General features: G+C 40.2%; 36 protein-coding genes, 1 tRNA gene and 1 rRNA gene. 24 read left to right on the forward strand and 14 right to left on the reverse strand.

The features are described 5' to 3' along the window. Window positions 1-82 precede the first annotated feature (82 nt). The 3 genes from HNQ82_RS11795 to thrB are packed head-to-tail and all read left to right on the forward strand — an operon-like array spanning window position 83 to window position 3,353. Window positions 83-1,384 carry a homoserine dehydrogenase gene (locus HNQ82_RS11795; protein ID WP_183249840.1) on the forward strand — a complete coding sequence of 434 codons (1,302 nt, stop codon included), beginning with the start codon at window positions 83-85 and terminating at the stop codon, window positions 1,382-1,384. Beyond that, the gene (gene thrC, locus HNQ82_RS11800) at window positions 1,384-2,442 is read left to right on the forward strand and encodes a threonine synthase (RefSeq protein WP_183249842.1); all 1,059 of its coding nucleotides are present in this window, start codon (window positions 1,384-1,386) and stop codon (window positions 2,440-2,442) included. The genes HNQ82_RS11795 and thrC overlap by 1 nt, the downstream gene beginning before the upstream one ends. Next, the gene (gene thrB / locus HNQ82_RS11805; protein ID WP_183249844.1) at window positions 2,439-3,353 is read left to right on the forward strand and encodes a homoserine kinase; all 915 of its coding nucleotides are present in this window, start codon (window positions 2,439-2,441) and stop codon (window positions 3,351-3,353) included. Before thrC ends, thrB begins: the two co-directional genes overlap by 4 nt. A 38-nt stretch (window positions 3,354-3,391) precedes the next feature. Here the strand turns inward: thrB and HNQ82_RS11810 are convergent, their stop codons facing one another. Then, window positions 3,392-3,628, reverse strand: a complete 237-nt coding sequence (locus HNQ82_RS11810; RefSeq protein WP_003398276.1) for a NifU family protein — start codon at window positions 3,626-3,628, stop codon at window positions 3,392-3,394. A 94-nt stretch (window positions 3,629-3,722) separates the two neighbouring features. Here HNQ82_RS11810 and HNQ82_RS11815 point away from each other — a divergent pair, with 94 nt between their 5' ends. Next, window positions 3,723-4,028 carry a YuzD family protein gene (locus HNQ82_RS11815; RefSeq protein WP_183249845.1) on the forward strand — a complete coding sequence of 102 codons (306 nt, stop codon included), beginning with the start codon at window positions 3,723-3,725 and terminating at the stop codon, window positions 4,026-4,028. Between the two features lie 37 nt (window positions 4,029-4,065). Here the strand turns inward: HNQ82_RS11815 and HNQ82_RS11820 are convergent, their stop codons facing one another. After that, the gene (locus HNQ82_RS11820; RefSeq protein ID WP_183243954.1) at window positions 4,066-5,133 is read right to left on the reverse strand and encodes an NAD(P)/FAD-dependent oxidoreductase; all 1,068 of its coding nucleotides are present in this window, start codon (window positions 5,131-5,133) and stop codon (window positions 4,066-4,068) included. 166 nt (window positions 5,134-5,299) lie between these two features. Here HNQ82_RS11820 and HNQ82_RS11825 point away from each other — a divergent pair, with 166 nt between their 5' ends. Beyond that, window positions 5,300-5,539: a YuzB family protein gene (locus tag HNQ82_RS11825; RefSeq protein ID WP_183249847.1), complete on the forward strand. Its 240-nt coding sequence runs from the start codon at window positions 5,300-5,302 to the stop codon at window positions 5,537-5,539. A gap of 4 nt (window positions 5,540-5,543) precedes the next feature. Here HNQ82_RS11825 and HNQ82_RS11830 read toward each other — a convergent pair whose 3' ends face one another. Continuing rightward, window positions 5,544-6,227, reverse strand: a complete 684-nt coding sequence (locus tag HNQ82_RS11830) for a DUF2225 domain-containing protein (protein ID WP_183249849.1) — start codon at window positions 6,225-6,227, stop codon at window positions 5,544-5,546. Window positions 6,228-6,373: 146 nt separating this feature from the next. On the opposite strand from HNQ82_RS11830, the gene dapF reads away from it, so the two are divergent. The 3 genes from dapF to HNQ82_RS11845 are packed head-to-tail and all read left to right on the forward strand — an operon-like array spanning window position 6,374 to window position 7,950. After that, window positions 6,374-7,228, forward strand: a complete 855-nt coding sequence (gene dapF, locus HNQ82_RS11835; RefSeq protein WP_183249852.1) for a diaminopimelate epimerase — start codon at window positions 6,374-6,376, stop codon at window positions 7,226-7,228. A gap of 16 nt (window positions 7,229-7,244) precedes the next feature. Next, on the forward strand, window positions 7,245-7,607 hold the full coding sequence (locus tag HNQ82_RS11840) for a HesB/IscA family protein (RefSeq protein WP_032101105.1): 363 nt from the start codon (window positions 7,245-7,247) through the stop codon (window positions 7,605-7,607). A 13-nt stretch (window positions 7,608-7,620) separates the two neighbouring features. Further along, a complete protein-coding gene (locus tag HNQ82_RS11845) occupies window positions 7,621-7,950 on the forward strand; it encodes a LapA family protein (protein WP_032101104.1) in 330 nt (109 codons plus the stop codon). A gap of 15 nt (window positions 7,951-7,965) precedes the next feature. Here the strand turns inward: HNQ82_RS11845 and HNQ82_RS11850 are convergent, their stop codons facing one another. Continuing rightward, a complete protein-coding gene (locus tag HNQ82_RS11850; RefSeq protein ID WP_183249854.1) occupies window positions 7,966-8,961 on the reverse strand; it encodes an FAD-dependent oxidoreductase in 996 nt (331 codons plus the stop codon). A gap of 293 nt (window positions 8,962-9,254) precedes the next feature. On the opposite strand from HNQ82_RS11850, the gene HNQ82_RS11855 reads away from it, so the two are divergent. The 4 genes from HNQ82_RS11855 to HNQ82_RS11870 all read left to right on the forward strand — a co-directional run bounded on the left by HNQ82_RS11855 (window position 9,255) and on the right by HNQ82_RS11870 (window position 11,883). Beyond that, complete coding sequence (locus HNQ82_RS11855; RefSeq protein WP_183249855.1) at window positions 9,255-10,481, forward strand: FAD-dependent oxidoreductase; 1,227 nt, start codon at window positions 9,255-9,257, stop codon at window positions 10,479-10,481. Between the two features lie 93 nt (window positions 10,482-10,574). Then, window positions 10,575-10,703, forward strand: coding sequence for a YuiA family protein (locus HNQ82_RS11860; protein WP_183249858.1), 129 nt, complete (start codon window positions 10,575-10,577; stop codon window positions 10,701-10,703). A gap of 57 nt (window positions 10,704-10,760) precedes the next feature. Beyond that, on the forward strand, window positions 10,761-11,084 hold the full coding sequence (locus tag HNQ82_RS11865) for a YuiB family protein (protein WP_032101102.1): 324 nt from the start codon (window positions 10,761-10,763) through the stop codon (window positions 11,082-11,084). Window positions 11,085-11,181: 97 nt separating this feature from the next. Next, a complete protein-coding gene (locus HNQ82_RS11870) occupies window positions 11,182-11,883 on the forward strand; it encodes a 3D domain-containing protein (protein WP_183249861.1) in 702 nt (233 codons plus the stop codon). An 18-nt stretch (window positions 11,884-11,901) separates the two neighbouring features. On the opposite strand, the gene HNQ82_RS11875 is transcribed toward HNQ82_RS11870, so the two are convergent. After that, complete coding sequence (locus HNQ82_RS11875; protein WP_183249863.1) at window positions 11,902-12,486, reverse strand: biotin transporter BioY; 585 nt, start codon at window positions 12,484-12,486, stop codon at window positions 11,902-11,904. A 110-nt stretch (window positions 12,487-12,596) separates the two neighbouring features. On the opposite strand from HNQ82_RS11875, the gene HNQ82_RS11880 reads away from it, so the two are divergent. Continuing rightward, complete coding sequence (locus HNQ82_RS11880) at window positions 12,597-12,746, forward strand: hypothetical protein (protein WP_167338105.1); 150 nt, start codon at window positions 12,597-12,599, stop codon at window positions 12,744-12,746. Here HNQ82_RS11880 and HNQ82_RS11885 read toward each other — a convergent pair. The 3 genes from HNQ82_RS11885 to HNQ82_RS11895 all read right to left on the reverse strand — a co-directional run bounded on the left by HNQ82_RS11885 (window position 12,734) and on the right by HNQ82_RS11895 (window position 14,868). Further along, a complete protein-coding gene (locus HNQ82_RS11885; protein WP_032101099.1) occupies window positions 12,734-13,030 on the reverse strand; it encodes a YuzC family spore coat inner layer protein in 297 nt (98 codons plus the stop codon). The two genes, HNQ82_RS11880 and HNQ82_RS11885, sit on opposite strands and share 13 nt — an antisense overlap. A gap of 61 nt (window positions 13,031-13,091) precedes the next feature. After that, entirely contained in the window at window positions 13,092-14,405 is a 1,314-nt protein-coding gene (locus HNQ82_RS11890) for an ArsB/NhaD family transporter (protein ID WP_221261160.1), read from the reverse strand. A gap of 34 nt (window positions 14,406-14,439) precedes the next feature. Next, on the reverse strand, window positions 14,440-14,868 hold the full coding sequence (locus HNQ82_RS11895) for a hypothetical protein (RefSeq protein WP_183249865.1): 429 nt from the start codon (window positions 14,866-14,868) through the stop codon (window positions 14,440-14,442). Between the two features lie 112 nt (window positions 14,869-14,980). On the opposite strand from HNQ82_RS11895, the gene HNQ82_RS11900 reads away from it, so the two are divergent. From HNQ82_RS11900 to HNQ82_RS11915, 4 genes are all read left to right on the forward strand, one after another. Beyond that, window positions 14,981-15,178, forward strand: a complete 198-nt coding sequence (locus HNQ82_RS11900; protein ID WP_032101096.1) for a hypothetical protein — start codon at window positions 14,981-14,983, stop codon at window positions 15,176-15,178. A 53-nt stretch (window positions 15,179-15,231) separates the two neighbouring features. Next, entirely contained in the window at window positions 15,232-15,744 is a 513-nt protein-coding gene (locus HNQ82_RS11905) for a superoxide dismutase family protein (RefSeq protein ID WP_183249867.1), read from the forward strand. A gap of 90 nt (window positions 15,745-15,834) precedes the next feature. Next, window positions 15,835-16,335 (forward strand): Lrp/AsnC family transcriptional regulator, encoded by a 501-nt coding sequence (locus HNQ82_RS11910; protein WP_032101094.1) that lies wholly within the window; start codon window positions 15,835-15,837, stop codon window positions 16,333-16,335. After that, window positions 16,335-17,501, forward strand: a complete 1,167-nt coding sequence (locus tag HNQ82_RS11915; protein ID WP_183249869.1) for an aminotransferase — start codon at window positions 16,335-16,337, stop codon at window positions 17,499-17,501. Before HNQ82_RS11910 ends, HNQ82_RS11915 begins: the two co-directional genes overlap by 1 nt. Before the next feature lie 17 nt (window positions 17,502-17,518). On the opposite strand, the gene HNQ82_RS11920 is transcribed toward HNQ82_RS11915, so the two are convergent. Beyond that, on the reverse strand, window positions 17,519-17,884 hold the full coding sequence (locus HNQ82_RS11920) for a helix-turn-helix domain-containing protein (protein WP_009362214.1): 366 nt from the start codon (window positions 17,882-17,884) through the stop codon (window positions 17,519-17,521). A 130-nt stretch (window positions 17,885-18,014) separates the two neighbouring features. Between HNQ82_RS11920 and HNQ82_RS11925 the strand changes: the two genes are divergently transcribed. Continuing rightward, window positions 18,015-18,359: a CvfD/Ygs/GSP13 family RNA-binding post-transcriptional regulator gene (locus tag HNQ82_RS11925; protein ID WP_183249871.1), complete on the forward strand. Its 345-nt coding sequence runs from the start codon at window positions 18,015-18,017 to the stop codon at window positions 18,357-18,359. Window positions 18,360-18,374: 15 nt separating this feature from the next. On the opposite strand, the gene HNQ82_RS11930 is transcribed toward HNQ82_RS11925, so the two are convergent. Then, window positions 18,375-18,608 carry a DUF378 domain-containing protein gene (locus HNQ82_RS11930; protein WP_004892293.1) on the reverse strand — a complete coding sequence of 78 codons (234 nt, stop codon included), beginning with the start codon at window positions 18,606-18,608 and terminating at the stop codon, window positions 18,375-18,377. Between the two features lie 129 nt (window positions 18,609-18,737). Between HNQ82_RS11930 and HNQ82_RS11935 the strand changes: the two genes are divergently transcribed. From HNQ82_RS11935 to HNQ82_RS11945, 3 genes are all read left to right on the forward strand, one after another. Further along, window positions 18,738-19,898, forward strand: a complete 1,161-nt coding sequence (locus HNQ82_RS11935; RefSeq protein WP_183249873.1) for an iron-containing alcohol dehydrogenase — start codon at window positions 18,738-18,740, stop codon at window positions 19,896-19,898. Window positions 19,899-20,008: 110 nt separating this feature from the next. Beyond that, window positions 20,009-21,358, forward strand: a complete 1,350-nt coding sequence (locus HNQ82_RS11940; RefSeq protein ID WP_183249874.1) for a glucose-6-phosphate isomerase — start codon at window positions 20,009-20,011, stop codon at window positions 21,356-21,358. 153 nt (window positions 21,359-21,511) lie between these two features. Further along, complete coding sequence (locus HNQ82_RS11945) at window positions 21,512-21,916, forward strand: YugN-like family protein (protein WP_183249876.1); 405 nt, start codon at window positions 21,512-21,514, stop codon at window positions 21,914-21,916. Here the strand turns inward: HNQ82_RS11945 and HNQ82_RS11950 are convergent. Next, window positions 21,905-22,876, reverse strand: coding sequence for a potassium channel family protein (locus tag HNQ82_RS11950; protein WP_183249879.1), 972 nt, complete (start codon window positions 22,874-22,876; stop codon window positions 21,905-21,907). The genes HNQ82_RS11945 and HNQ82_RS11950 overlap by 12 nt on opposite strands. Window positions 22,877-22,979: 103 nt before the next feature. Here HNQ82_RS11950 and HNQ82_RS11955 point away from each other — a divergent pair, with 103 nt between their 5' ends. Next, entirely contained in the window at window positions 22,980-23,159 is a 180-nt protein-coding gene (locus HNQ82_RS11955) for an H-type small acid-soluble spore protein (protein ID WP_183249881.1), read from the forward strand. Between the two features lie 36 nt (window positions 23,160-23,195). Here HNQ82_RS11955 and HNQ82_RS11960 read toward each other — a convergent pair. The 3 genes from HNQ82_RS11960 to HNQ82_RS11970 all read right to left on the reverse strand — a co-directional run bounded on the left by HNQ82_RS11960 (window position 23,196) and on the right by HNQ82_RS11970 (window position 24,689). Next, window positions 23,196-23,268, reverse strand: a tRNA-Ala gene (locus HNQ82_RS11960). 46 nt (window positions 23,269-23,314) lie between these two features. Next, window positions 23,315-23,899, reverse strand: coding sequence for an HD-GYP domain-containing protein (locus tag HNQ82_RS11965; protein WP_246349027.1), 585 nt, complete (start codon window positions 23,897-23,899; stop codon window positions 23,315-23,317). Between the two features lie 112 nt (window positions 23,900-24,011). Continuing rightward, the gene (locus HNQ82_RS11970) at window positions 24,012-24,689 is read right to left on the reverse strand and encodes an MgtC/SapB family protein (RefSeq protein ID WP_183249885.1); all 678 of its coding nucleotides are present in this window, start codon (window positions 24,687-24,689) and stop codon (window positions 24,012-24,014) included. 48 nt (window positions 24,690-24,737) lie between these two features. On the opposite strand from HNQ82_RS11970, the gene HNQ82_RS11975 reads away from it, so the two are divergent. Together HNQ82_RS11975 and HNQ82_RS11980 are read left to right on the forward strand one after the other, a co-directional pair. Further along, window positions 24,738-25,604 (forward strand): DMT family transporter, encoded by an 867-nt coding sequence (locus HNQ82_RS11975; protein ID WP_246349030.1) that lies wholly within the window; start codon window positions 24,738-24,740, stop codon window positions 25,602-25,604. A gap of 195 nt (window positions 25,605-25,799) precedes the next feature. Continuing rightward, window positions 25,800-25,866, forward strand: a 16S ribosomal RNA gene (locus HNQ82_RS11980); the annotation flags it as partial.

The following is a 25,866-nucleotide window of genomic DNA, read 5'->3' on the forward strand; positions in this document are numbered from 1 at the left end:
GATTGTAAAAGAAATAGAGATCCTCTATAATGTCTACTATACAAAAACAAATGTTCATTACAGAAAAACAGAGGTGGGGAAGATGGTAAAAAGCGTATCAGTTGGATTGTTAGGATTAGGAACGGTTGGCAGTGGGGTAGTTAAAATTATTAAAAACCATCAAGATAAATTGATGCATCAAATTGGCTGTCCTGTTGAAATAAAAAAGGTTGCAGTTCGTGATCTTAGCAAAAAACGAGATGTCATTTTGCCAAGGGCGGTATTAACAACACATGTAGAAGAAGTGATTAATGACCCGGACATTGATGTTGTTATTGAAGTGATGGGGGGCATTGAAGAAACGCGACAACATATATTACAAGCATTAAAAAATGGAAAGCATGTCGTTACAGCGAATAAAGATTTAATGGCTTTATATGGAACAGAGTTGCTTTCGGTTGCATCTGAACACGGTTGCGATTTGTTTTATGAGGCAAGCGTAGCTGGAGGTATTCCGATTTTGCGCAGCCTCGTGGACGGATTAGCTTCCGATCGAATTACGAAAATGATGGGGATTGTGAACGGAACGACGAATTACATTTTAACAAAAATGAGCAAATTTAATCGACCATATGAAGAAGTATTGGCGGAGGCGCAAGCGCTTGGATATGCTGAATCGGATCCGTCATCAGATGTGGAAGGATTAGATGCGGCGCGGAAAATGGCAATTTTAGCTCGGCTCGGCTTTTCGATGCATATCGATTTACAAGATGTGTATGTGAAAGGAATTACAGGGATTACAGAGGAAGACTTAAACTACAGTAAACGACTCGGTTATACGATGAAATTAATTGGTATTGCTCATCGAGATGGTGACAAAGTAGAAGTAAGCGTACAACCAACATTGCTACCTGAAACGCATCCACTTGCGTCTGTGAACGATGAATATAATGCGGTTTACGTTTACGGTGAAGCAGTCGGAGAGACGATGTTTTACGGTCCGGGGGCAGGAAGCTTGCCGACAGCAACGTCTGTTGTGTCCGATTTAGTTGCTGTTATGAAAAATATGCGCCTCGGTGTGAACGGAAGAAGTGCGGTTACTCCGCAATATGACAAGTGTTTAAAAGACGATAGCGAAATATACTCTAAATATTTCTTACGCATCCATGTGAAAGATCAAGTGGGGGCGTTTGCGAAAATTACATCGCTCTTTTCAGAACGGGGAGTGAGTTTTGAAAAAATTTTACAACTTCCTTTAAAACAAAAAGACTTAGCTGAAATTGTGCTCGTTACACATCAAGCCTCTTTAAAAGATTATCGTGATGTATTGCAGCAGTTGCGTGATTTAGAAGTTGTTGAAGAAGTGAAAAGTTCGTATCGGGTAGAAGGGGAAGGTGCATTGTAATGTGGAGAGGGTTGCTGCATCATTATCGTGACTATTTACCAGTGACAGATCAAACGCCGATGTTATCGTTAAATGAAGGAAATACGCCTCTCATTCCGCTTATTCATTTGTCCGAAAAGCTTGGTGTCGAGTTATACGTCAAAACAGAAGGAACTAACCCGACAGGATCGTTTAAAGATCGCGGAATGGTGATGGCTGTAGCTAAGGCAAAGGAAGAAGGAAGCGATACGATTATTTGTGCTTCAACAGGTAACACGTCTGCAGCAGCAGCGGCATATGCTGCTCGGGCAAATATGCGTTGTATTATCGTTATTCCTGATGGGAAAATTGCGCTCGGGAAGTTGGCGCAAGCGGTCATGTATGGGGCAGAAATTGTTGCGATTCAAGGAAACTTCGATCACGCGTTAAAAATGGTGCGTCGTTTGAGTGAGATTGCCCCTGTCACGCTTGTCAACTCGGTCAATCCGTATCGGATTGAAGGGCAAAAAACAGCAGCGTTTGAAATTTGTGAACAACTAGGGCAAGCGCCTGATATTCTTGCGATTCCAGTAGGAAACGCAGGGAATATAACAGCATATTGGAAAGGGTTTAAGCAATTTCATGAAAAGCATGGGACGAAGCTACCAGAAATGCGCGGGTTTGAAGCGGAAGGAGCAGCAGCGATTGTACGCAATGAAGTGATTGAAAATCCTGAGACGATTGCGACAGCAATTCGAATTGGTAACCCAGCGAGTTGGGAATATGCTGTTCAAGCCGCCAACGAATCGGGCGGAAAAATTGATGAAGTAACAGACGAACAAATTTTAAATGCATATCGCTTACTTGCACGCGAAGAAGGAATTTTTGCAGAGCCTGCTTCGTGCGCATCTGTCGCCGGTGTGATGAAACAAGTAGAAAGTGGGGAAATTGCAAAAGGAAGCCGTGTTGTTGCTGTTCTTACAGGAAATGGATTGAAAGATCCGAATGTCGCGATGGAAGCAACGAATATACAGCCGATCGTTTTGCCGAATGATGAAGAAGCGGTGTTTGCACATATTCAAGGAGCTGTTCTTCAATGAATGATGGGGAGATGTTAAAAATTGTCGTGCCAGGAAGCACAGCCAATCTCGGTCCTGGCTTTGACTCGATCGGATTAGCTGTATCGCTACATTTAACGTTGGAAGTCGTGCGTGCAGAATCGTGGGAATTTATACCGAAAACAAATGAAGTAAAAAGCATTCCAACAGGGGAAAACAATTTAATTTATCAAGTAGCAAGCAAATTAGCGAGCGAGTATGGTGTGACGTTGCCGCCTTGTCACGTATTTGTCTCAAGTAATATTCCGTTTACTCGCGGGCTTGGCAGCAGTGCTGCAGCGATTGTAGCGGCTATTGAACTAGCAAATGAGCTTGGACGTCTCGGTTTGTCGAAAGAGGAAAAAATGCGGGTAGCTAGCATGTATGAAGGTCATCCTGATAATGTTGGTGCCTCTTTGTACGGGGGATTAGTTATTGGTAGCCATTTAGAAGAACGTACACATGTCGTGCATATTCCGCACATACCCCTTGATTTAATTGCTGTCATTCCAACATATGAATTGGAAACGAAAAAATCTCGCACCGTTCTTCCGAGTGTATTTATGCGTGAACAGGCAGTAGAGGCAAGCGCCATTAGTAACGTGCTCGTCGCTGCATTGTTAACGCACAACTGGTCGCTTGTTGGTGAAATGATGGATGCAGATGTATTTCATCAACCGTATCGGGAAAGTCTCGTGCCTGAATTGCAACATGTGCGCACAGTAGCGAAGCGGAATGGAGCGTTTGGTGTTGCGTTAAGTGGCGCTGGTCCGACGGTGCTCTGTTTTGCAGAACGAGGGAGAGGAAAAGAAGTATATGCTTCGTTACAAGTAGCTTTTCCGCATTGCGATGTTCGCATACTATCCGTAGAGACGACAGGTAGCTGTGTATATCGGATGGCGTTAGAAAAATAAAAAGGGTGCCCAAGCATTTTTGGGACACCCTTTTCTTATTAAAACACTTGTTCAACTTCAACGACGCCAGGAACTTCTTCAAGCAATGCGCGCTCAATGCCGGCTTTTAGTGTAATCGTTGAGCTTGGGCAGCTTCCGCATGCACCGAGAAGGCGAAGTTTAACAACGCCATCTTCCACATCGACTAACTCACAATCTCCGCCATCCCGAAGTAAAAATGGACGAAGTTTATCTAATACTTCTTGTACTTGTTGTTTAATATCTTGATCTGCCATTTTCATCGACTCCTTTCATTAATTTTATTATAATCATCATGATAAAAAAAATCTATTCACGTTACTTAACTTTTTTCCAGAGGAGAGAATGAATATGATCGAAATATGTGTGTATGGGGCGGATATCATTTGTCCTTCTTGTGTCGGTGCACCATCATCAAAAGATACGTATGAATGGCTTCAAGCGGCTATTTCACGCAAATATCCAGATGATTCATTTCAGTTCGTGTATGTCGATATTTTTTCGCCACCCGAAGATAAAGAAAAACGTCAATTTGCGCAAAAGGTCATTGATGAGGACTTGTTTTACCCTGTTGTTGTCATCAATGGTGAGATCGTTGACGAAGGAAACCCGAGACTGAAAAATATTTATGAAGCGATTGAAAAAAGGGCGAAGTAACTCGCCCTTATGGATTTGACTTAAACGGTGCGTCGAATTAATATCCATTATGGTACTTGTACATCCATAAAACGCCTGATTTAAGAAGGCGTGGGACACGCCCGGTTAGTGGACGATCAGCAACAAGACCGAATCCATGTTTTTTACCTAATGACCCTAAAACACCCTTTAATTTAATTGGTGGAAATTCACTCGGTGGTTCTTCGCCTTTCCACCGTTTTTGCAATACTTGAGCGATTTGTTCTGCTTGACCTTCAGCGAGTTGAGCGCTCGGGGCATGCGGTAAGCTCGCGCAATCCCCAACAACGTATACATTTTCTATATTCGGAATATGATGTCGCGGTGTTAACACGACGCGACCTTGGTTGTCTTTTTCAACATTCAGCTCGCGAACGACACGATTCGGTTGAATACCAGCAGTCCACACAATCGCATCACAGTGGATTGCTTCATCGTGGTTATACAGCGTATGTTCTTCGACTTTTGTAATGTTTGATTGACGAATGAGTTCAACACCATGTGAATGAAACCATTGTTCTACATAATGACTTAGTCGTTCAGGAAACATGGATAAAATACGTGTGCCTCGATCAAATAGTTTTACGTGTAAGTCTGGACGGCTTTCAACTAATTCACTTGCCAGTTCTACACCGCTTAATCCAGCTCCAACGACACCAACGATGCTATGCGGTGGGAGGTTGCTTAGTTTTTGATACGTTTCTCTTGCTTTATCGATTGTTTGAATGCTATAAGTAAAAATGTCTGCACCCGGCACACCGTGATATTTATCCTCGCAGCCTAAACCGATGACTAAGTCATCGTATGGAATACATGTCCCATCTTGAAGATGCACAACTTCATGATGTAAATCAATTTTTTTGACCTCACCGAACACGTAAGATAGGCGAGGGTGTTCTGGGAACGGGACGCGAATATGTTGATCGCTAATTGTTCCAGCAGCTAAAGCGTAATATTCTGTTTTTAAGCAATGGTATGGAACGCGATCAATTAATGTAATATGAATATGTTCTGGTAAATTTGGAAGGATGCGGAGCAAGATGCGCATATTTCCGTATCCGCCACCAAGTAGCACGAGGTTTCTCATGGAAGCTTTCCCCTTTTGATAAAATTCGACCATTAAAAGTATAACGAAATTGTGACAAAATAACAACATTTTTTCGAGAAGCATGAATAATTAAGCTGATTTTTACATGTCAATATTACATCATTTTTATTAAAAGTGTTATAATATTAGGATTGAGGTGAATACATTGTTAAAACCAATCGTTGAATTTTGTATAAGCAATTTAGCAAACGGATCTCAACGTGCACTAGAGCAATTGGAGAAAGATCCTAATTTAGATATTATTGAATATGGGTGTTTAGGGTACTGTGGGAAATGCGCCAATACGTTGTTTGCGATGGTAAATGGGGATATTGTTACAGCAGAAGATGTGGAACAACTTGTGGAACGAGTGTATGCATACATTGAGGAAAATCCAATGTTTTAGGGGGCTACTGTGCCCCCTTTTTTTCTTCGCGAATTTCTTGCCAACGGTCGTAAGCCATGTTGACGATCCCTTGTTCAATCGTCTCTTTTTTTCGAGCGATTACGCGTGAAAAGTAAATAATTGCTTGTTTTTCTTTTCCTAGTCTACGATATAACTCTCCGATTAAGTACAATAAGCGTACTTCGGACATATGCGTGTGAACAAAATCGTCTGCTTCATAAGAAGCGCTGTATTGCTCGAGCGCTAATCGCATAAATCGTTGTTCTTCTTCATGTTGTTGTTTTGAACGATACAACCATGCGAGGCGCATATAAAGTCCAGCGAGTGCAATATGTTTTTCTTTTTTCAATGTGGCTGAATAAATACCGAGTTTGTATGTATCAATCGCCTCAGCAAATGTTCGAGCTCCACCGTAGTTTTTCCCACGCCAATTGGCGCAAATATTTTGTTGGATTGCTTCCAATGTTTGTGGTGGGAAATATGTCGAAAACTCCTCTGTTGCCGCAAATCCACAGTGTGGACAAACATGAACGTAATACAAAAGAGGATTTGCTTCCTCGCTTGCATAATATGAACAAAAGTCAGTGTCATGTTGAATCGGACGGATGAAACGTGAGCGAACCTTTTTCGTTGTATATGTTTGTTTGCAAACAAGACACGTGACGGTACGATCATACAAAATGTCCATGATGTTCCCTGCCTTATATTGTTTGATAGTAACATTATACTATATGTTTCTTATATGGACTGTGACTTTTTATGTATTTGTAAAAAAGTTGTCACGGTTATGATGACGATGTATAGTTTTATTAAAGATGTATGCGGAGGGGAAGTATGAGAAGTTTTTTGTTTACAAAAATGCATGGTCTTGGAAATAGTTATATTTATGTAAATATGTTCAAAGAGCGTTTAGCAGAAGAGGAATTATCGTATATTGCAAAACGTGTATCAAATGTGCATACAGGAATTGGTTCAGATGGGCTCATTTTAATTTGTCCGTCCGATGTGGCTCCAGTGAAAATGCGTATTTTTAATAGCGATGGATCAGAAGGAAAAAACTGTGGTAACGGGTTGAGGTGTGTAGCGAAATATGCATATGAACACGGAATCGTTCAAGAAGAACAGTTTATAATTGAAACGTTATCAGGTCTTGTCGAAGCTCGTGTTTTTGTTGAAGATGGGAAGGTCAATAGTGTAGAGGTAAACATGGGAAAGCCTCGTTTATCTCGCGCCGAAATACCGATGATAGGAAAAGAGGATGACGTTGTTGTTAGCGAACCAATCGAATTTGAAGGGCATATGTATTATGTGACAGGTGTATCAATGGGAAATCCTCATGCGGTGTTTTATGTTGATCATATCGAACATGCGCCGGTTACAACGCTTGGACCGATTGTTGAGAAAGATGCTCGCTTTCCAGAAGGGGTTAATGTCGAGTTTGTGGAAGTGGTCAATGAGCGTGAACTTCATTTTCGTGTATGGGAGCGAGGATCGGGTGTGACACAAGCGTGCGGAACAGGGGCGTGTGCAGCGGTTGTGGCCTCTGTGTTAAACGGAAAAACGAAGCGAAATGAAGAAACGGTTGTGCATTTAGCTGGTGGCGATTTGTATATTACATGGAAGGAAAATGGAGATGTGTTGATGCGCGGTGCTGCAGAAACGATTTGTACAGGTGTATACTATTATTAAAAAGGAGTGAAGTCGAATGGAACAAATCGTGTTGTTAACAGAAAAAGCAGTGGAGCAAGTGAAGCAGATGATGAAAGAAAGCGGAGAAGAAAACGCTTATTTCCGTGTTGGCGTCTATGGTGGAGGATGTAGCGGATTATCCTATGCGATGGGATTCGATCATCATAAGCGTGAAGATGATCATGAGTTTGAAAAGGATGGTTTACGTATATTAGTCGATAAAGAGAGCGCGCTTGTACTAAAAGGAACGACGATTGATTATGAACAAGGAGCGATGGGTGGGGGATTTACGATTCATAATCCGAACGCTATTGCTTCATGTGGCTGCGGTTCATCGTTCCGTACAGCGACTCATGCTGGAACGCCGGAAGAATGTTAGGAGGGGACAGAATATGAAAGGACAAAGAAATATTATCTTTGCTCTTATGTTTGCATTACTTGTCGCGCTATTTTCTATCGCAAACATCCAAAATGTTGAAGTAAATTATATTGTTGGTTATTTCGAGACCCCATTAGTTATTGTTATTTTAGGCTCCGTTACTCTTGGAGCACTTATCGTTTTTCTAGTTGGTGGATGGAAGTTTGTGAAGATGAGAAATTATACAAAAAAGTTACAGTTAGAGATGGAGCAATTACGAGCATCTTCCGTGCTACATGAGGAAATAGCTACGACGATTCAAAATGTGACAAATCAAAATGATAACTCGAAGCCCCTCTCTTAAGAGAGGGGCTTCGAGTTACTCAAACATTGATGTAGAATGAAGTGGTTGCACTTTTGCGTTTGGATCGATGTATGACTTCGCATTGTTGACTGCTGTTGGTGCTTCACCAAATCCGCAAGCAATTAATTTCACTTTTCCTTCGTATGTGCAAATATCGCCTGCAGCATATACTCCTGGAATATTTGTTTCCATTTTGGAATTTACTTTAATGGAGTTTTTCTCAATTTCAAGTCCCCATTCTTTAATCGGACCGAGTGAAGAAATGAACCCATAGTTAACAATGACTGCGTCAACGTCCATCGTTTCGCGTGTTTTCGTTTTTACTTCTTCTAGAACGACTTGTTTAATCCCGTTTTCATCTCCGATCAATTCGACAGGAACGAACGGCGTTTTTACATCAACAGATGAGTTCATTAAATTTTCGACACTATGCTCATGTGCGCGGAATTTATCGCGACGATGTACGATCGTCACTTTTTTAGCAATCGGTTCAAGCATAAGTGCCCAGTCAACTGCAGAGTCGCCACCACCGCATATGAGCACATTTTGACCCGCGAATTTATTTAAATCATCAACGAAGTAATGTAAGTTTTTACCTTCGTACTGTGCTGCGCTTTCGAGTTCTAACCGACGAGGTTGAAATGCACCGTTTCCAGCAGTAATGATGACCGCTTTTGAATAGTGAATTTCTTTATTTGTTGTTAGTTTGAATGTACCATCTTCTAGTTTTTCTAATTTTTCAACAGACTGTTCTAGGCAAACGGTCGGGTTAAATTTGCTCATTTGTTCTTTCAAGTTGTCAATCAGTTGTTGTGCGCGAATTTTCGGGAAACCAGCTACGTCATATATGTATTTTTCAGGGTAAAGTGCGGAAAGTTGTCCGCCAAGTTGTGGAAGGCTTTCGATAATTTTGACGCTCGCTTGACGCATACCACCATAAAACGCTGTAAACAAGCCGACAGGTCCACCACCGATAATGGTAATATCGTATAATTTTTGATCTTCTTTCACGTTCATTCCTCCTAAAACGCAAATTTTCATGTATTATCATACCATAAAAACTGGTTGCGCGCTTTTGTTGTTTTGAAAATTTCGACATACGCTCGACAAAAATTATGGCCAAAAATTGAACAAATACCTCTTGAAAAAGAGAGAAAAAAAGAATAAGATGTTAACGTAGAAATGACAACTTTGTTACAAAACGTTGTATTTTTTTGGTCTATTTCGTGAATAAATTCACAAACTTTCTAAACGATAAAAATCGTTCAAAAAGTACAAGCTAAAAAAAATAAGAAAAGGTGGAAGTGATTCGCTTGAAGAAGCCAAATGTCGTTGTATTAGGTGCAGGTTATGGTGGATTAATGACAGTGACGCGTTTACAAAAAATGATTGGCGTCAATGAAGCAAGCATTACGCTTGTTAACAAAAATGATTACCATTATGAATCCACATGGTTGCATGAGGCGGCAGCAGGAACGTTGCATCATGAACGTGTCCGCTATGCGATTGCTGATGTCATTGACCAAAGTAAAGTCAAATTCATTCAAGATACGGTTGAAAAAATTAACTTAGAACAAAAACAAGTATTGCTTCAAAATCATGAGCCATTAACGTATGATTATTTAGTTGTTGCACTTGGTTTTGAATCAGAAACGTTTGGCATTAAAGGACTGAAAGAGCATGCTTTTTCAATTGCCAATGTCAATGCCGCTCGTCAAATTCGCGAGCATATTGAGTATCAGTTTGCGACATATAGCACGGAAGAAGAAAAACGTGATGAGCGTTTGACGATTGTAGTTGGTGGTGCAGGATTTACAGGAATCGAATTTTTAGGGGAACTAGTTAACCGTGTTCCTGAACTTTGCCGTGAATATGATGTCGATCCGAATAAAGTGCGCATCATTTGCGTAGAAGCGGCTCCAACCGTTCTTCCTGGCTTTGATCCAGAACTTGTTGAGTATGCGGTAAATGTTCTTGAGAAAAAAGGTGTTGAGTTTAAAATCGGCACAGCAATTAAAGAATGTACACCGGAAGGCATTATCGTTAGCAAAGATGACCAAGTTGAAGAAATTAAGGCCGGAACGGTTGTATGGGCAGCTGGAGTACGTGGAAGTCGCGTCATTGACGAATCGGGTTTTGAAGCGATGCGCGGTCGTGTCAAAGTCGATCCGTTCTTACGTGCCCCAGGACATGAAGATGTATTTGTTGTCGGGGACTGTGCGTTAATGATTAACGAAGAAACGAACCGTCCATACCCTCCAACAGCCCAAATTGCGATGCAACAAGGGGAAGTTTGCGCGAAAAACTTAGCTGTATTAATTCGTGGTCAAGGTGAACTACAACCGTTTAAACCAGACTTAAAAGGAACAGTATGTTCGCTTGGTCATGACGATGCGATTGGTGTCGTATTTGGCAAGAAAATTTGGGGTACAAAAGCGAGCGTCATGAAAAAAGTCATTGACAACCGTGCGCTTTACTTAATTGGTGGCCCAACACTTGTTGCGAAAAAAGGGAAATTCAAACTACTATAAAACGAGCGAAGTAATGTTTCGCTCGTTTTTTCTTTACAAATCATTTATCTTTATGTATAATTATCAGAAAATTAAGAAAAGGAGGAAAGTGTTATGAATAAAACAACGTGCCAATATTGTTCGGGGAACGGTTATGTTCATGTTGCAGTCGGTGGTTCGGAAACGTGTCACTATTGCGAGGGAACGGGGATAGAAAAAGATGAAGTGGTGATAAAGCAATAATTGACTCGTGTTTTCGCTTTCAGTACACTTAAAATGGTGTATTGGAGGTGAGAACGTATGGAGATGAGCATCCCGGTTTTATTCATTTCTATTTTATTGTTTTTCGTTTTATTTTTCGGCATTGGCTTTTTATTAAATATGATTTTGCGAACAACGTGGACGATGGCGATATTAAGCCCATTTGTTTTATTATTGTGGATCGATCAAATTTCTGTAATGGACTACGTGACAAATCCATCTGCTTCCTTTGCGCATGTGAAAGAGCGCATTGGATCGTTAGCGGGTGCTGATTTAATGATTTTAAGTAGCGGTATTGTTGGTGCCATTGTTTCAGGTGTTGTCATTCAGACGTTACGAAAAAAAGGATACCGGATGTTTTAAACCTTCACAGTTGTGGAGGTTTTTTTATTTCCCTCACGGTTGATGTATATTTTTTTTGAATGTTGGAAAGAAATACAACCGTGGGAGGAGTGAATAAATGGGTATAAAATGGTTAAGACGAACGACCATGGTTGTGCTGTTTTTGTGTGCATTCATGACGACATTTCAATCTATATCGGGCGTTGAAGCAAAGATGTTATCTGATTGGTTTTCACCTTCACGTTTTTCTTTTTTCTCGTTTAAATCGTTATTTTCATCACATACGTATGAATATGTCACCGATCGCTTTCGAAAACATGAAAAGCAAGTGACACAGCTATCGTCAAGACAAACAACGAACGAATCGCTGACGTTAGAAGAAGCATTTGATTGGTCACAATATCCGTCTGTTACGGTTGTAGCGACAGGATATACAGCAGGAGTGGAGTCAACGGGAAAAACGCCCGATCACCCGAGTTACGGCATTACATATTCGGGTGTGCGTGTGAAACGTGATTTGTATTCGACGATTGCTGCAGATTTGAATGTTTTCCCCATTGGAACGATTTTATTTATCCCGGGATACGGATATGGTGTCGTTGCAGATACGGGTTCGGCAATTAAAGGCCATAAAATTGATTTGTATTACGAAACGGTAGATGATGTGTATAAGCATTGGGGAAAGAAAAAAGTAAACGTGTATGTTGTTAAACGTGGAGACGGAAAATTATCGGAGCAAGAGATGATCGCACTAAACGAAAATGAATCGATGCAAGTGTTTCGACAACAATATATAAAGAAAAAGGAAGTCGGGCTATAACCGAACTTCCTTTTTTCTTTAGGCAACATATTTGTTATATGTTTGTTGATCGTTTAACGCTCGATAAATACGTGGTGCAATGACGCCTGCGACGATTGATAAAATGATGTCTTTTGGAAGCGGAACGAGCATCCAGCTCCATGCCATTGGATACGAGAAACCTTCAGGTGCTTCAGCCCATAATTTAAATGCCATATACATCCAATTTGTGCCGAATATGTAGTTAATGACCATACCGATGATTGTTGCGATCACAAAACGCGCGATCGAACGATTTTTGCTTTTTTCAATAAGTAAGCCAGTTACGTATGCCGCGAGAATAAAAGAAAGAATAAATCCAAATGTTGGAGAGATCACTGTTGAAAATCCTCCGCTAAAACGTGCAAAAACAGGTGCGCCGAACAATCCAATTAGCATATAAACCGTCATAGCGATCGCGCCGCGTTTTGCTCCGAGAATGGCGCCGGCTAATACGCAAAAAAATGTTTGTAGCGTAATCGGAACGCCCCCGATGATGAGAAAAGGAGCCCATGATGTAATATTTGCTCCAATCGCCATTAATGCTGCAAACATAGCAATAAACGTTAAATCTTTCGCACGCATTTGTTAACCCCCTTTTTTTATTCGTTAACGAAATGGTATATGATAAAACAAAACAAGTCAATACATAAGTGGGATGTACTTGTACAACATAACGATATGGAGGGATGAAAATGAGAGAAGAAGAACAACTGCTTCGCGCAAATCGATTAGGTGCAAAAGAAGATATTATTCATGTCAGCGAAACAGATGATGGGCATGATTTGCGCGATGCAGCGTATATTGGTGAAAAACAAATGGCGGCACCGAATTATCGCCAGTAAAGAAAAAAGGTGAGTTGGCAACAAGGCGACTCTCCTTTTTTTGGAGAAAGCGTAATATGGATTGTATTTGGATTAAAAGAAATTTTTATTTCTGATTCGATGCCAATAGATTGAAGTTGTTTCTGTACTTCTTCTTGTTTTGATTGTTGCGCTTTCTCCATCAATTGTTTTGCAAAGGTCGGATCTTTTTCAATTTTTGTAGAAATAGCAGTCGCGTCTTTAAAGAGCTTTTGTATCGCTTTTGCCGATTGTGTAAATTGCGTAATATCAACATTTGGATACATCTTTTTCCCTCCTTGCAAGCAGTATATGACAAAAAGAAAAAAACGCTCAAAGGCGAGCGTTTTATAAGTAACGAATGAAAATATAAGCGTGTGAAATCAGTAAAGAAATGAGCGTAAGTGGCGCTCCAATTTTCAGAAAATCAAAGTAGCTGAACCCGTGTCCTTCACGTGACGCAATTCCTGCTACGATCACATTTGCTGATGCTCCGATCAACGTTCCATTTCCGCCTAAGCAAGCGCCAAGTGCTAATGACCACCATAATACATCAATTTGTGCAGAGTCGGGCGATAACCCCATGCCAACAGCCATATCTTGAATGAGCGGGATCATCGTTGCAACGAATGGGATATTGTCGATCGTTGCAGAAGCGATGCCAGATACCCAAAGAATTAAGTAAGATGCGAAGTGAATATCGCCCCCTGTGACTTCTAAAGCTTTCTCTGCCAAACTTTTAATCAGCCCAATATCAACAAGCCCACCGACGAGTGTAAACAATCCGGCAAAGAAGAAAATGGTTGTCCACTCAACAGAAGCGAATACTTCCTCTAAATCGTGCTCTTTTACCCCAATAAGCATCAAAAAGACAGCTCCCGTCATCGCGATGACGGCTGCGTCAACGTGAATGATTGAATGAAGTGTAAAACCTAAAATGGTTAACGCAAGAACAGAAACAGACTTTTTCAATAGGACCGCGTCTTTAATATATTGTTTTTCATCGATTTTCATCAGCCGTTCGATGAGTTCCGCATTTGCTTGAAGGCGTTTGCGATAAAAGACATACAAAATAACGACAATAACGAGCATAATGATTAACACAACAGGACCTAAATTAAATAAGAAATCATTAAACGTCAAATGTTTATTGGCAGAGCCAATCATAATGTTTGGTGGATCTCCAATTAATGTCGCTGTTCCGCCAATGTTTGAGAAAAGGACTTCAGAAATTAAAAATGGAACAGGCTCTACTTCTAACATGCGTGTAATAGAGAATGTAACCGGGACGATTAATAAAACAGTTGTAACATTGTCCAGAAAGGCAGAAAGAACAGCTGTTAGCAATGATAAAATGACTAAAATGTGAATTGGGCTTCCTTTTGCCATTTTTGCAGCTTTGACCGCAACATACTGGAAAAAGCCTGATTTACTCGTAATGCTAACAAGAATCATCATTCCGATTAAAAGCGTAATCGTTCCCCATTCGATATGATGCGTGTACGCTTGATGTAAATCGACAATGCCGAAAATGATCATAAAAGCGGCACCTAATAAAGCAATCACAGCTCGGTTCACTTTTTCTGAAATAATAATGGCGTATGTAATCAAAAAGATTGCAATGGCCACATAATATTGGAAGTTATTTACTTCATGAGTCATTGCCTCATGCACGATCTGTCATTCCTTTCTTCTCTCAGTTTTTTAGTAGCTGAAGGCAGCTTGGACATTTTAAATGTGTTGTGTCAGCGTTTACATTGCGAACATAAAAAGAAAATCCACATTGTGAACATTCGATTTGTGATAAACGATCGATAAACAATTTCGTCGATGGCGACCCTTGTTTCGTTGTATCGATCACTTCCACATGCACATGTTCACGTGAGTCATCTTCTGCAAGCACTTGTCCTTCTATTTCTTCTTTTACACGCCAGCCATGATCTAAAATATGTTGCTCGAGCTGGCTATGAGAAGAGTTTGCTAACATGTCTTCAGCTAATGCCATCAACTGCTCATTTGTTAAAGATTCAAATGGAATTTTTTGTTTCTTTTCGTTCCAATACCCCCTCAATTGTGCCTCTGTGAATACAAATGTAATGACTTTGTGGATTACGACGTTTTTCAAACGAATACGCCTCCCTTTTTTGTTTACGAATCCAATTATATTCCTTTTTGCAAAGTGATACAATTGCCTTTATGATATAATGAGTGAGATGACATATGGAGAGGTTGATCGTATGGCTAACATCATATTTGGATTGTTTCTATACTTTCCAGAAGATAAAACAGAATACATTCCTGCGGCGATTTCATTTACAGCATTTTTTATCGCTGCGGTGTTGACGATGAGACTGATTATAAAAATTTCAAAGCGTCAAGAGGAAAAAGCGAAACAATTAGAAGAACAGTTGAAAAAACAACAAGTAGACGATTAAATGAACACAGAAGGGGCATAATAAGTGGTAAATATGTAGTTGGGGGGCTTATTGTGCGCCAAGTCATTGTATGTTTCGTTTTATTACTTATAAGCGGTTGTATGGAACAACAAGTAAAAAACGTCAATGTCAATATGATTAATGAAGACGGGGACTCGCTTGGAACGATTAAAATGTCCCAACAACCTCAAGGAGTAAAATTAGATATTGATTTAAAAGGACTTCCACCAGGGGAGCATGCGATGCATATTCATGACAAAGGAACATGCGAACCGCCTGAATTTAAATCAGCGGGGGAACATTTTAATCCAGAAGGAAAAGAACATGGTCTTCTTCATCCAGAAGGGGCGCACGCAGGTGATTTACCGAATTTGATCGTGAAAGAAGATGGAACGGTCAAAGTACAATTAATAGCTCCAAATGTCAATTTATCAGAAGAGAAAAATGGTCTATTTACAAAAGAAGGAACATCCATTGTGATCCATGAAGGGAAAGATGATGGGATGTCTCAGCCAGCAGGAAATGCAGGTAAGCGAATCGCATGCGGTATCATAAAAAAACGGTAGTAGCAAGCGGTGTCGTCTTGCTTCTTTTTTTGAAAAAATGCGTGCATTTTTTTCTAAATTATGTGAAAATTTATGGCAGGGGGGATTCATATGAAGCTAAGTGAAAAAGAACTTGAAATTGTTGAACTGCTAGAAAAACACGCACGATTGCCGATCGATACAATGGCGAAAATGGTGTCTCTTTCTGTTTCGGAAGTGGAGCATATTATAAAAAAGCTAGAAGAAGCAAAAGTCATTGTGCAATATGCAACGATCGTTGACTGGCGAAAAGTTGATGGGCATGAAGGTGTGACGGCTATGATTGATGTGAAAGTAACACCAAAGCGAGGTGTCGGATTCGATGAAGTAGCAGAACGTATTTATCGCTTCCCGGAGGTCAAATCCGTCTATTTAATGTCGGGTGCATATGATTTATCGGTTGTTATTGAAGGACGTTCCATGTCTGAGATCGCTCATTTTGTTTCTGAAAAATTATCAACGCTTGACTCCGTTATTTCAACGACAACTCATTTTATTTTGAAGAAGTATAAACATGATGGCACCGTATTCGAACAAGGTGATCAAGATCGAAGAATCGTGGTGGCTCCGTGATGCAAAAGACGAAGACGTACGTATCTGATACCGTGTCGCGTTTACAACCATCCGGTATTCGTCGTTTTTTTGATTTAGCAGCAAGCATGGAAGGAGTCATTTCACTAGGGGTTGGTGAGCCAGATTTTATTACCCCTTGGAGTGTACGAGAAGCTTGTATTTTATCATTAGAACAAGGATATACATCATACACAGCAAACGCAGGTTTATGGGAATTACGAAAAGAAATTAGCGATTATTTAGCGCGTCGTTTTGAAGTATTATACGATCCAGCGAATGAAATTATTGTGACGGTCGGAGCAAGTCAGGCGCTTGATGTTTCTCTTCGAGCGATTTTGAATCCGGGGGATGAAGTCATTGTTGTTGAGCCGAGTTTCGTTTCGTACGCACCGCTTGTTGCGTTAGCAGGAGGTGTGCCAATTTCAATTCAAACGAGTGGAAAACATCAGTTTAAGCTTCAGCCTGAACAAATTGAACAAGTCGTGACACCGAAAACAAAAGCATTAATTATTTGTTCTCCAAACAACCCGACAGGAACGGTACTGAATAGGGAAGAGCTGGCACAAATCGCACGCATCGTAGCAAAACATGATTTGCTTGTCATTTCAGATGAAATTTATGCGGAGTTATGTTACGACGAACAATACACAAGCTTTCCTGCCATTGCACATATGCGAGAACGGACGATTTTAATTAATGGATTTTCAAAAGGATTTGCGATGACGGGATGGCGACTAGGTTTTATCGCGGCACCGAAAGATTTAGCGACAGCCATGTTAAAAATTCATCAATATACAATGATGTGCGCCCCAACGATGGCTCAATATGCAGCTATTGAAGCGTTGCAAAACGGAGCAGGAGATGTCGAAGAAATGAAAAAAAGTTACCGACAACGACGCAACTTTTTTGTTCAATCATTAAATGAAATTGGCCTTTCCTGTCATATGCCAGGTGGAGCATTTTATGCATTTCCGTCCATTCAGTCAACAGGCATGACATCAGAAAAGTTTGCTGAGCGTTTATTGTTAGAGGAAAAAGTTGCTGTTGTTCCTGGCCATGTGTTTGGAGCAAGTGGAGAAGGATATATTCGTTGTTCATATGCATCATCGCTCGAACAGCTGCAGGAGGCCATTCGGCGCATGAAGCGATTTCTTGAGCGACTATAAAAAAGCTGACACGATCGTCAGCTTTCTTTATTGTATTTGAGTTCATATAACATTTGCATGACGCGCAAAAAATCTTCCTCGCTAAATTCTTTTGCTTTTCGTAAAATGAGTTTTGCGCGCTTAATGCCAATTTCTTTAATTAAGTATTCAATTTCTGGGTCAAGACTAGATGAGTTGGATAAATCTGCCCGTTCTAACAGTTCTGATGCAGGAACATCAAGAGCAGTACAAAGTTTTAAAATCGTTGGCGTGTCAGGAACTTGCTCACCTGACTCATATTTTTGAATCGTCGCTACCCCTACACGAACTTTCATCGCCAATTCTTGTTGTGACATATTTCGCTGTTCACGGTACATGCGAATATTTTCACCAATTGTGCTCATTTATTCTCCCACCTCTCCGAAATTCGTTTACATGTTTATCATACCATGTTCTGATTTATACTCACCTACAAAATTAACACTTTTTAAGCGAATTATGTTACAATTTTTCAAAAAACGAGGAGTGTTTCATTTGAATTGGAAAGAGGGTGCGATCGTTACTGGCATTGTCACAGGAATACAGCCATACGGTATATTTGTATCGCTTGATGAACGAACACAAGGGCTTATTCATATTTCGGAAATTACCGATGGGTATGTAAAAAATATTTATGACTATGTAAATGTAGGGGAGTCTGTTCGGGTAAAAATTATCGCTATTGATGAAAAAACAAAGCGAATTAGCTTATCGTTACGGGACGTCGATCATGACACAACACATATCGAGACCCCTTTAGGATTTCAACCGTTAAAAATCCAACTTGAAAAATGGATTGCGGAAGCTAAGAAAAAATACAACTCACCGAGCGATCGGTGAGTTGTTCGTTTATGTTTATGTTCTTGACATTTTTGGCTCTGTACGTCCGAGCTCTTCCGTCGGTTTAAACAGAAGTACGAGATTAATGAGCCCTGCAATGCCGACGAGAGCATAAACAATGCGAGCAAATGCTGATGCTTGCCCACCAAAAATGGCTGCAACAAGATCAAAGCGGAAAAAGCCAATGAGCCCCCAGTTAAGTGCTCCAATAACAGTAAGCAATAGTGCGATTCGTTGTAACGTACTCATGTTCATCCTCCTTTAAAACATCGTATTCATTTATAGAATGAATCATTGTTAGAGAAGTATACATAAAAAATACAATTTTCTTTACTTATTTGTTTCTTTTGGAAATAATGAAAGGAAGGAGGGATCAACATGGAAAATTTCGTTTTTCATAATCCAACGAAATTAATTTTCGGTAAGGGACAAATTGAGCAATTGAAGAAAGAACTCACTGCGTATGAACACATTTTAATTGTATACGGTGGGGGAAGTATTAAGAAAAACGGAGTATATGATGATGTCGTATCTATTTTGCGTTCATTGAACAAGTCTTGGTCGGAGTTAGGAGGAGTTGAGCCAAACCCACGTTTATCTACGGTGCAAAAAGGTATTGACATATGTCGCAAAGAAAACGTTGATTTCATTTTAGCGGTTGGTGGCGGAAGTGTCATCGATTGTGCTAAAGCGATCGCAGCTGGTTCCTTATACGATGGAGACGCCTGGGATTTTATTTCGCGAAAGACAACGGTCCAGCAGGCTCTCCCGCTCGGGACGGTATTAACGTTAGCTGCGACAGGGTCAGAAATGAATGCAAATTCTGTCATTACTAATTGGGACACGAAAGAAAAATACGGTTGGAGTAGCCCAGCTGTTTTTCCAAAGTTTTCGATTTTAGATCCTATGTATACAACAACTGTTCCGAAAGATCATACAGTATACGGCGTCGTTGATATCATGTCACACGTATTAGAACAATATTTCCATCATGCCCCAAATACACCACTACAAGATCGAATGTGTGAAGCGATTTTACGAACGGTTATTGAAACAGCACCAAAACTTATCGAAGACTTAAAAAATGTAGATCATCGTGAAACGATTTTATACTGTGGAACGATGGCTTTAAATGGGATTTTACGCATGGGGCTACGTGGCGATTGGGCAACGCACAATATTGAGCATGCTGTATCAGCGGTGCACGATATTCCACATGCAGGTGGACTATCTATTTTATTCCCGAACTGGATGAAACATGTGCTTGATGAACATGTCGAGCGGTTTAAGCAACTAGCTGTTCGCGTGTTTAACGTGTATCCAGAAGGGAAAGGAGACCGTGAAATCGCGTTAGAAGGAATTGAAAAGCTTCGTGCATTTTGGAATAGCTTAGGCGCTCCGAGCCGATTAGCCGATTATGACATTGGTGAAGACTCATTGCCACTTATCGCTGAAAAAGCAATGGCATTCGGGCCGTTTGGCAATTTTAAAAAGTTGCATCATCACGATGTCATGACGATTTTACAAGCCTCGTTGTAAAGTGCGAAAAATGTCATAATGAATCCGTTTACATCATTTCTGTCAACTTGATTCTCGCTAATTGTTTCGCTAAAGTGAAAGAGGATACTATCATTGAGGAGGAAACGTACATGACGCATATTCAGTTTGACTATTCAAAAGCGTTGTCTTTTTTCGGTGAACATGAGCTAACGTATTTGCGTGACGCAGTAAAAGTAGCACATCATGCGCTTCATGAAAAAACAGGACAAGGGAACGACTTTTTAGGATGGATTGATCTTCCTATCGCATATGACCGAGAAGAATTTGCTCGCATTCAACAAGCAGCGAAAAAAATTCAAGAAGACTCTGATGTCCTGTTAGTTGTCGGCATTGGTGGCTCTTATTTAGGCGCTCGTGCAGCAATTGAAATGTTGCAACATTCATTTTACAATGCGCTTCCAACAGAAAAACGGAAAACGCCACAAATTATTTTCGTTGGTAACAATATTAGTTCTACATATATGCGCGATGTCATGGATTTACTTGAAGGGAAAGATTTTTCGATCAATGTCATTTCGAAATCAGGAACGACGACAGAACCTGCGATTGCCTTTCGTATTTTCCGTAAGCTTCTTGAAGAAAAATACGGAAAAGAAGAAGCGCGTAAACGCATTTACGCAACAACAGACCGTGCGCGCGGAGCGTTAAAAACGTTAGCGACAGAAGAAGGATACGAAACATTTGTCATTCCAGATGATGTCGGTGGACGCTACTCCGTTTTAACAGCGGTTGGATTATTGCCGATTGCTGTAAGTGGGGCGGACATTGAAGCGATGATGAAAGGTGCGGCACAAGCGCGCGAAGATTTCAGTAAATCGGAGTTAGAGGAAAACATCGCTTATCAATATGCTGCGGTGCGTAACGTGCTATACAACAAAGGAAAAACAATTGAAATGCTCATTAACTACGAGCCAGCATTACAATATTTTGCGGAATGGTGGAAGCAATTGTTTGGTGAGAGCGAAGGAAAAGATCAAAAAGGTATTTTCCCAGCTTCAGCAAACTTTTCAACAGATCTCCATTCATTAGGTCAATACGTGCAAGAAGGACGTCGCGACTTGTTTGAAACGGTGCTAAAAGTAGAAACACCGCGTCATGAGTTGACGATTGATGCAGAAGATAACGATTTAGACGGTTTAAATTATTTAGCAGGAAAAACAGTCGACTTTGTCAACACAAAAGCGTTTGAAGGTACATTGTTGGCGCATACAGATGGAGGTGTACCGAATTTAGTCGTTACACTACCGCGCTTAGATGAATATACGTTTGGTTATCTCGTTTACTTCTTTGAAAAAGCGTGCGCCATGAGCGGATATTTACTTGGAGTCAATCCGTTTGACCAACCGGGTGTTGAAGCGTACAAAGTGAATATGTTTGCCCTTCTTGGCAAGCCTGGATACGAAGAGAAAAAAGCAGAACTTGAAAAACGATTGAAGTAAAGAGAAGTCATACAGAAAATGTAATCGAGGTATTGTCTTTGAAGTGAGACATTTTCAATAGTTTACAGTCGTTTCGCAACGAGAAAGAGCTTTCCTTGAATGCAGGGAAAGCTCTTTTTTGGACATAATACAAGCAGAGGAGGAGTGATAAACATGATTGAAATTCCGTCTAGATTAGAAGGAAAAGCATTTTTGTTAAACGTGTTAGAACAACAATTAAAACCGCTCGGTTACGTAATCGGTGGAAATTGGGATTATGATCACGGTTCGTTTGATTATAAAATGGCAGATGATGTCGGCTATCAATTTTTGCGTCTTCCATTTGTTGCTGTAGATGGGCAGCTTGATTCGTATGGAACAACAGTTGAATTGAAACGCCCATACGTCTTATGTCATAAATATCAGCGCGGATTAGACGACAACGTGCATATTGGAAATGTGACTGCGTCGTTTAATCAGTTTTCTGAACCAGAAGACCCGGATGCAACGGTGCCTAATCAATATGTAGCAATGGCAAAAACACTAATCAAAGATTTAGAAGAACGGCTATTGCACTAATACGATAAGCTCATCTTTCGACTGAATGATTGTATGCGATGGCGGGTTAATTGCGATGTGTTGATCGTTTGCAATACCAATTAGTAATACATCTTCTTTTTTTAATTCAGTCAGCATGGAGGCGAAAGACATACCGATCCATTCTTCGCGCACAGTTAAACGTTTTAACGGATGTTTTTTGAATTCCTCAATATCGTTTAACACACTTGGAGATGAAAGGCAATTTGCCATTAAAAAGCTTGTCCATTTATTTGTCTCAATAATTTTATCTGCTCCAGCACGTTTCGCATTATCGACTTGTGGTGTGGTCAATATTTCTACAATGGTATATACGGATGGATGAAGCGATTTTACTGTCAAAAGAGTGACGATGGACGCTAAATCTGCTTCTGTTTCATTTTTATGTTGATTGGCGGTAATGATGACGGTGTGAGCTTCAAACACGTTCGCTTTTTCCCATATATCGTCATGAGTCGGATTTCCTTTAATGAAATGAATATGTTTTGGCACATCCCAACGTTTTAGTGTCTCGTCGATGACGAGACATGGCATGTTAGAAGGTATGAAAGCAAGCAGCTGGCGAATGCGTTCGTTCCAACCGACTAAAATGACATGATTGCCTTTTGTGTAAGGAAGTTCGCCAGCAGATAAAGCGTTTTCTCTCGAAATGGCTTTGGCAGATAGTGCGACAAAATAAGCAGAGACGAATGCAGTACCGATTAAAATGAGAGCGATGGCGACAAGTTTCCCTACCGTTGTTTGCGGTACGAAATCACCATAACCAATCGTTGTCGTTGTCACTAATGCCCACCATACGCCGTCAAATGCGGTTGAAAATGTTTTTGGTTCAACGATATGAATAGTGATCCCGAATAAAAAAATAATGGTTGTAATTGTTAAAATGATGCGTACGAGCGGGGAAAGCCGCCAATATGAAGCGAGAAATTCATACCATCTCATTTATTTTCCCTCCTGTTTTTATTCATTGTAGACGAGATGGTGCAATTTCTTACATATTTTTCTTTATAAAAACAAACGATATAAATGAAAGGAGGGAGTCATATTGGATATGAATCGCGTGAAACAAATCATTTCTTCGCCGGACGATATTCGTGTATCTTATCATGGTCAATCTGTTTGGATTGATGGGTACGATGAATCAAGGCGCACAGCTACCGTACATATGCGTGGGCGGGAACATGAACGCCACATCGTTCCAGTGGAAGAATTAACGGAGGAGTAAAACGAAAAAACCCTTGCAACGCAAGGGTTTTTCTTATGGAGCATACCGGGCTCGAACCGGTGACCTTCGCGCTGCCAGCACGACGCTCTCCCAACTGAGCTAATGCCCCTTTTCTCTCTTATTGTAAAAACATTTTGTTTTTTCGTCAATGGATGTTATGAGATGATCGGGATTGTTTGTATGATTGTTTCTGTGTTTTGTTCAATTGGAATCACATGATTTTCCATCCATAACAAAAAGGAAGTTGTCAATCGTGGATCAAATTGTGTACCTGCTCCTTTTCCTATTTCCTTATAAGCGTCCTCCCATGTAAGAGGTGCACGATATGGTCGAATACCAGTCATTGCTTCGAGTGAATCGGCTAAAGCGACGAGACGAGCAAGAAACGGAATATTCTCTCCTCTCTTTTTGTGTGGGTATCCTTTTCCGTCCCATCGTTCATGATGATATAAAACGATATGGGAAATTTCAGGTGAAACATGATAATTTTGTAATATATGTATGCCAAATAGCGGATGTTTTTTTATTTCAGCAAATTCTTCTTCTGATAAATTCCCTTTTTTTATTAAAATATGAGCAGGAACGTGCAATTTGCCGATATCGTGAATAAGTGCTCCAAATTGAAGCTCACGTTTTTTTTCATCGGCTAATTTTAAAAACGAAGCAAAAGACAGAGCAATTTTTGTCACGCGATATGAATGAAGAAAAGTGAGCTCGTCCTTTGCTGAGAGTTGGCGCATGAGAAAGCAAAGCTCCATATTTTTTATAATAGAGGACATGTAGTTCGCCACCTATTTGATTTGATTGTAAGTTTCACCATATATGCTAGCTTAAATGATAATGATTTTCAAGTTAAAAGTTCTCGATATCCACCCCACGAATAGCAGGAATTTGATGAATAAACTCGTATACATCTGTTGTTGCTCGTTTTTGATCGACAGATACTTTCAATTCAACGAAGTGGTTCCCGTTATCTAAATCTTTAATGCGCACGGTTTTAATGCGAATATTTTGGTGTTTAATAACTTGTATTACGTCTGAAATTTTTGTTGCGTCTAATACGATCAGTTTGACAAGGAGTTCTTTTTCCCTCAGTTGTTTTGGACCAAAAACGGCTGTTACGAGCGGGATAAGCTCGACGCTAGCGATAAGAAAGACAACACCGAGAATGGCTTCAATATAAAAATTTGCTCCGACAGCAACGCCGACACCCGCCGCTCCCCAGATGAGCGCAGCGGTTGTCAAACCAGAAATGCTGTCGTTTCCACGACGAAGAATAACACCTGCTCCGAGAAAACCGATACCTGATACAATTTGGGCTGCGAGGCGAAGCGGGTCCATGTTAATATGTTCGGCTTTTGGAAATGTATATGCTGATTCGATTGATACGATTGTTAGTAAGCAGCTCACAATCGAAATGACAAGACATGTTTTAAGACCGACTGGCTTTCTTTTTAGTTCCCGTTCTAAACCGATAATAAGTCCAAGGATGGCAGAGATTCCAAGTTTCATAAACACATGAGCATCCACGAGACACTCCCCCTTTTTTCAATAAGTATATTCGAAAGGATGATGGGCATGAAAGCATATATTGCATTAATTATTGGGGCATTTTCAATTTCTACATCAGCTATTTTTGTAAAATTTACAGATGCCCCATCAGCCGTTACAGCTTTTTATCGTCTTTTTTTTGCAGTTGTTTTGATGACACCGCTGTTTGTTGTAAGGCACAGAAAAGAAACAAAAGGGATGAATCGAAAAGATTGGGCTTTCGCTACCCTATCTGGAACGTTGCTTGCGTTTCATTTTATTCTTTGGTTTGAATCACTTCGTTACACATCAGTCGCAAGTTCAGTTGTTTTAGTGACGTTGCAACCATTATTCGCTTTTGTTGGTGGGTTTCTCTTTTTTAAAGAAAAAATGACAATAAGTGAATGGGTAAGTGCGCTACTTGCAATTGTAGGTAGTGTCATTATTAGTTGGGGAGATTTTCAAATAAGTGGCAAAGCGCTTTATGGGGATATGCTTGCATTAATAGCATGTGCTATGGTAACAGGTTATTGGCTAGTTGGTCAACATTTACGAAAGCAACTTTCCTTAATTACATATACGTATATCGTCTATGGTATTGCTTCCATTGTATTAAGTGGATATGTAGTATTATTTCGATATTCATTTTTTTCATATGATGTGGATGACTGGAGTTATTTTATTTTGTTAGCTGTAATCCCAACATTGTTTGGCCATTCTCTTTTTAATTGGGCGATGAAATGGGTAAATGCTGCAATGGTGTCGATGGCTATTTTATTTGAACCGATTGGAGCAATTGTATTAGCTTATATATGGTTAGGTGAAAAAATTTATTTATCGCAAGCAATCGGCTCTTTTTTTATCATTGTGGGAATAGGAGTGTATATGTTCGGAAAACATGTAAAAAGAATTTAAAAAAAGTGGTTGCATTTTAAAAAAGAACGTGTTATATTTTAAAGCGTCGCTGTTATAGTGCGACAATAAAAAATATAAGAAAATTGTTCTTGACACAAAAAAAGCGATATGTTAAATTAAAAAAGTCGCAAAAAAGCAAAGATGTTCCTTGAAAACTGAACGAAGCGAAAGCGTACAAAAGCTAAGGATAACTTTTCTATGGAGAGTTTGATCCTGGCTCAGGACGAACGCTGGCGGCGTGCCTAATACATGCAAGTCGAGC

Origin of the sequence: Anoxybacillus tengchongensis, from assembly GCF_014201585.1 — a bacterium.
Classification (GTDB): Bacteria; Bacillota; Bacilli; order Bacillales; family Anoxybacillaceae; genus Anoxybacillus; species Anoxybacillus tengchongensis.

Excerpts from the sequence above, each read along its gene's own strand:
- HNQ82_RS11965 (WP_246349027.1), bottom strand. The coding sequence starts at position 23,899 with ATGCGCCAACTCTCAGCAAAGGACGAGCTCACTTTTCTTCATTCATAT.
- HNQ82_RS11795 (WP_183249840.1), top strand. The coding sequence starts at position 83 with ATGGTAAAAAGCGTATCAGTTGGATTGTTAGGATTAGGAACGGTTGGC.
- HNQ82_RS11875 (WP_183249863.1), bottom strand. The coding sequence starts at position 12,486 with ATGCGTGCGAAAGATTTAACGTTTATTGCTATGTTTGCAGCATTAATG.
- HNQ82_RS11930 (WP_004892293.1), bottom strand. The coding sequence starts at position 18,608 with ATGAGTACGTTACAACGAATCGCACTATTGCTTACTGTTATTGGAGCA.
- dapF (WP_183249852.1), top strand. The coding sequence starts at position 6,374 with ATGAGAAGTTTTTTGTTTACAAAAATGCATGGTCTTGGAAATAGTTAT.
- HNQ82_RS11920 (WP_009362214.1), bottom strand. The coding sequence starts at position 17,884 with ATGAGCACAATTGGTGAAAATATTCGCATGTACCGTGAACAGCGAAAT.
- HNQ82_RS11890 (WP_221261160.1), bottom strand. The coding sequence starts at position 14,405 with ATGACTCATGAAGTAAATAACTTCCAATATTATGTGGCCATTGCAATC.
- HNQ82_RS11880 (WP_167338105.1), top strand. The coding sequence starts at position 12,597 with ATGAGAGAAGAAGAACAACTGCTTCGCGCAAATCGATTAGGTGCAAAA.
- HNQ82_RS11945 (WP_183249876.1), top strand. The coding sequence starts at position 21,512 with ATGATTGAAATTCCGTCTAGATTAGAAGGAAAAGCATTTTTGTTAAAC.
- thrC (WP_183249842.1), top strand. The coding sequence starts at position 1,384 with ATGTGGAGAGGGTTGCTGCATCATTATCGTGACTATTTACCAGTGACA.
- HNQ82_RS11870 (WP_183249861.1), top strand. The coding sequence starts at position 11,182 with ATGGGTATAAAATGGTTAAGACGAACGACCATGGTTGTGCTGTTTTTG.
- HNQ82_RS11910 (WP_032101094.1), top strand. The coding sequence starts at position 15,835 with ATGAAGCTAAGTGAAAAAGAACTTGAAATTGTTGAACTGCTAGAAAAA.
- HNQ82_RS11815 (WP_183249845.1), top strand. The coding sequence starts at position 3,723 with ATGATCGAAATATGTGTGTATGGGGCGGATATCATTTGTCCTTCTTGT.
- HNQ82_RS11865 (WP_032101102.1), top strand. The coding sequence starts at position 10,761 with ATGGAGATGAGCATCCCGGTTTTATTCATTTCTATTTTATTGTTTTTC.
- HNQ82_RS11900 (WP_032101096.1), top strand. The coding sequence starts at position 14,981 with ATGGCTAACATCATATTTGGATTGTTTCTATACTTTCCAGAAGATAAA.
- HNQ82_RS11935 (WP_183249873.1), top strand. The coding sequence starts at position 18,738 with ATGGAAAATTTCGTTTTTCATAATCCAACGAAATTAATTTTCGGTAAG.
- HNQ82_RS11860 (WP_183249858.1), top strand. The coding sequence starts at position 10,575 with ATGAATAAAACAACGTGCCAATATTGTTCGGGGAACGGTTATGTTCAT.
- HNQ82_RS11975 (WP_246349030.1), top strand. The coding sequence starts at position 24,738 with ATGAAAGCATATATTGCATTAATTATTGGGGCATTTTCAATTTCTACA.
- HNQ82_RS11810 (WP_003398276.1), bottom strand. The coding sequence starts at position 3,628 with ATGGCAGATCAAGATATTAAACAACAAGTACAAGAAGTATTAGATAAA.
- HNQ82_RS11940 (WP_183249874.1), top strand. The coding sequence starts at position 20,009 with ATGACGCATATTCAGTTTGACTATTCAAAAGCGTTGTCTTTTTTCGGT.
- HNQ82_RS11840 (WP_032101105.1), top strand. The coding sequence starts at position 7,245 with ATGGAACAAATCGTGTTGTTAACAGAAAAAGCAGTGGAGCAAGTGAAG.
- HNQ82_RS11830 (WP_183249849.1), bottom strand. The coding sequence starts at position 6,227 with ATGGACATTTTGTATGATCGTACCGTCACGTGTCTTGTTTGCAAACAA.
- HNQ82_RS11845 (WP_032101104.1), top strand. The coding sequence starts at position 7,621 with ATGAAAGGACAAAGAAATATTATCTTTGCTCTTATGTTTGCATTACTT.
- HNQ82_RS11915 (WP_183249869.1), top strand. The coding sequence starts at position 16,335 with ATGCAAAAGACGAAGACGTACGTATCTGATACCGTGTCGCGTTTACAA.
- HNQ82_RS11820 (WP_183243954.1), bottom strand. The coding sequence starts at position 5,133 with ATGAGAAACCTCGTGCTACTTGGTGGCGGATACGGAAATATGCGCATC.
- HNQ82_RS11885 (WP_032101099.1), bottom strand. The coding sequence starts at position 13,030 with ATGTATCCAAATGTTGATATTACGCAATTTACACAATCGGCAAAAGCG.
- HNQ82_RS11950 (WP_183249879.1), bottom strand. The coding sequence starts at position 22,876 with ATGAGATGGTATGAATTTCTCGCTTCATATTGGCGGCTTTCCCCGCTC.
- thrB (WP_183249844.1), top strand. The coding sequence starts at position 2,439 with ATGAATGATGGGGAGATGTTAAAAATTGTCGTGCCAGGAAGCACAGCC.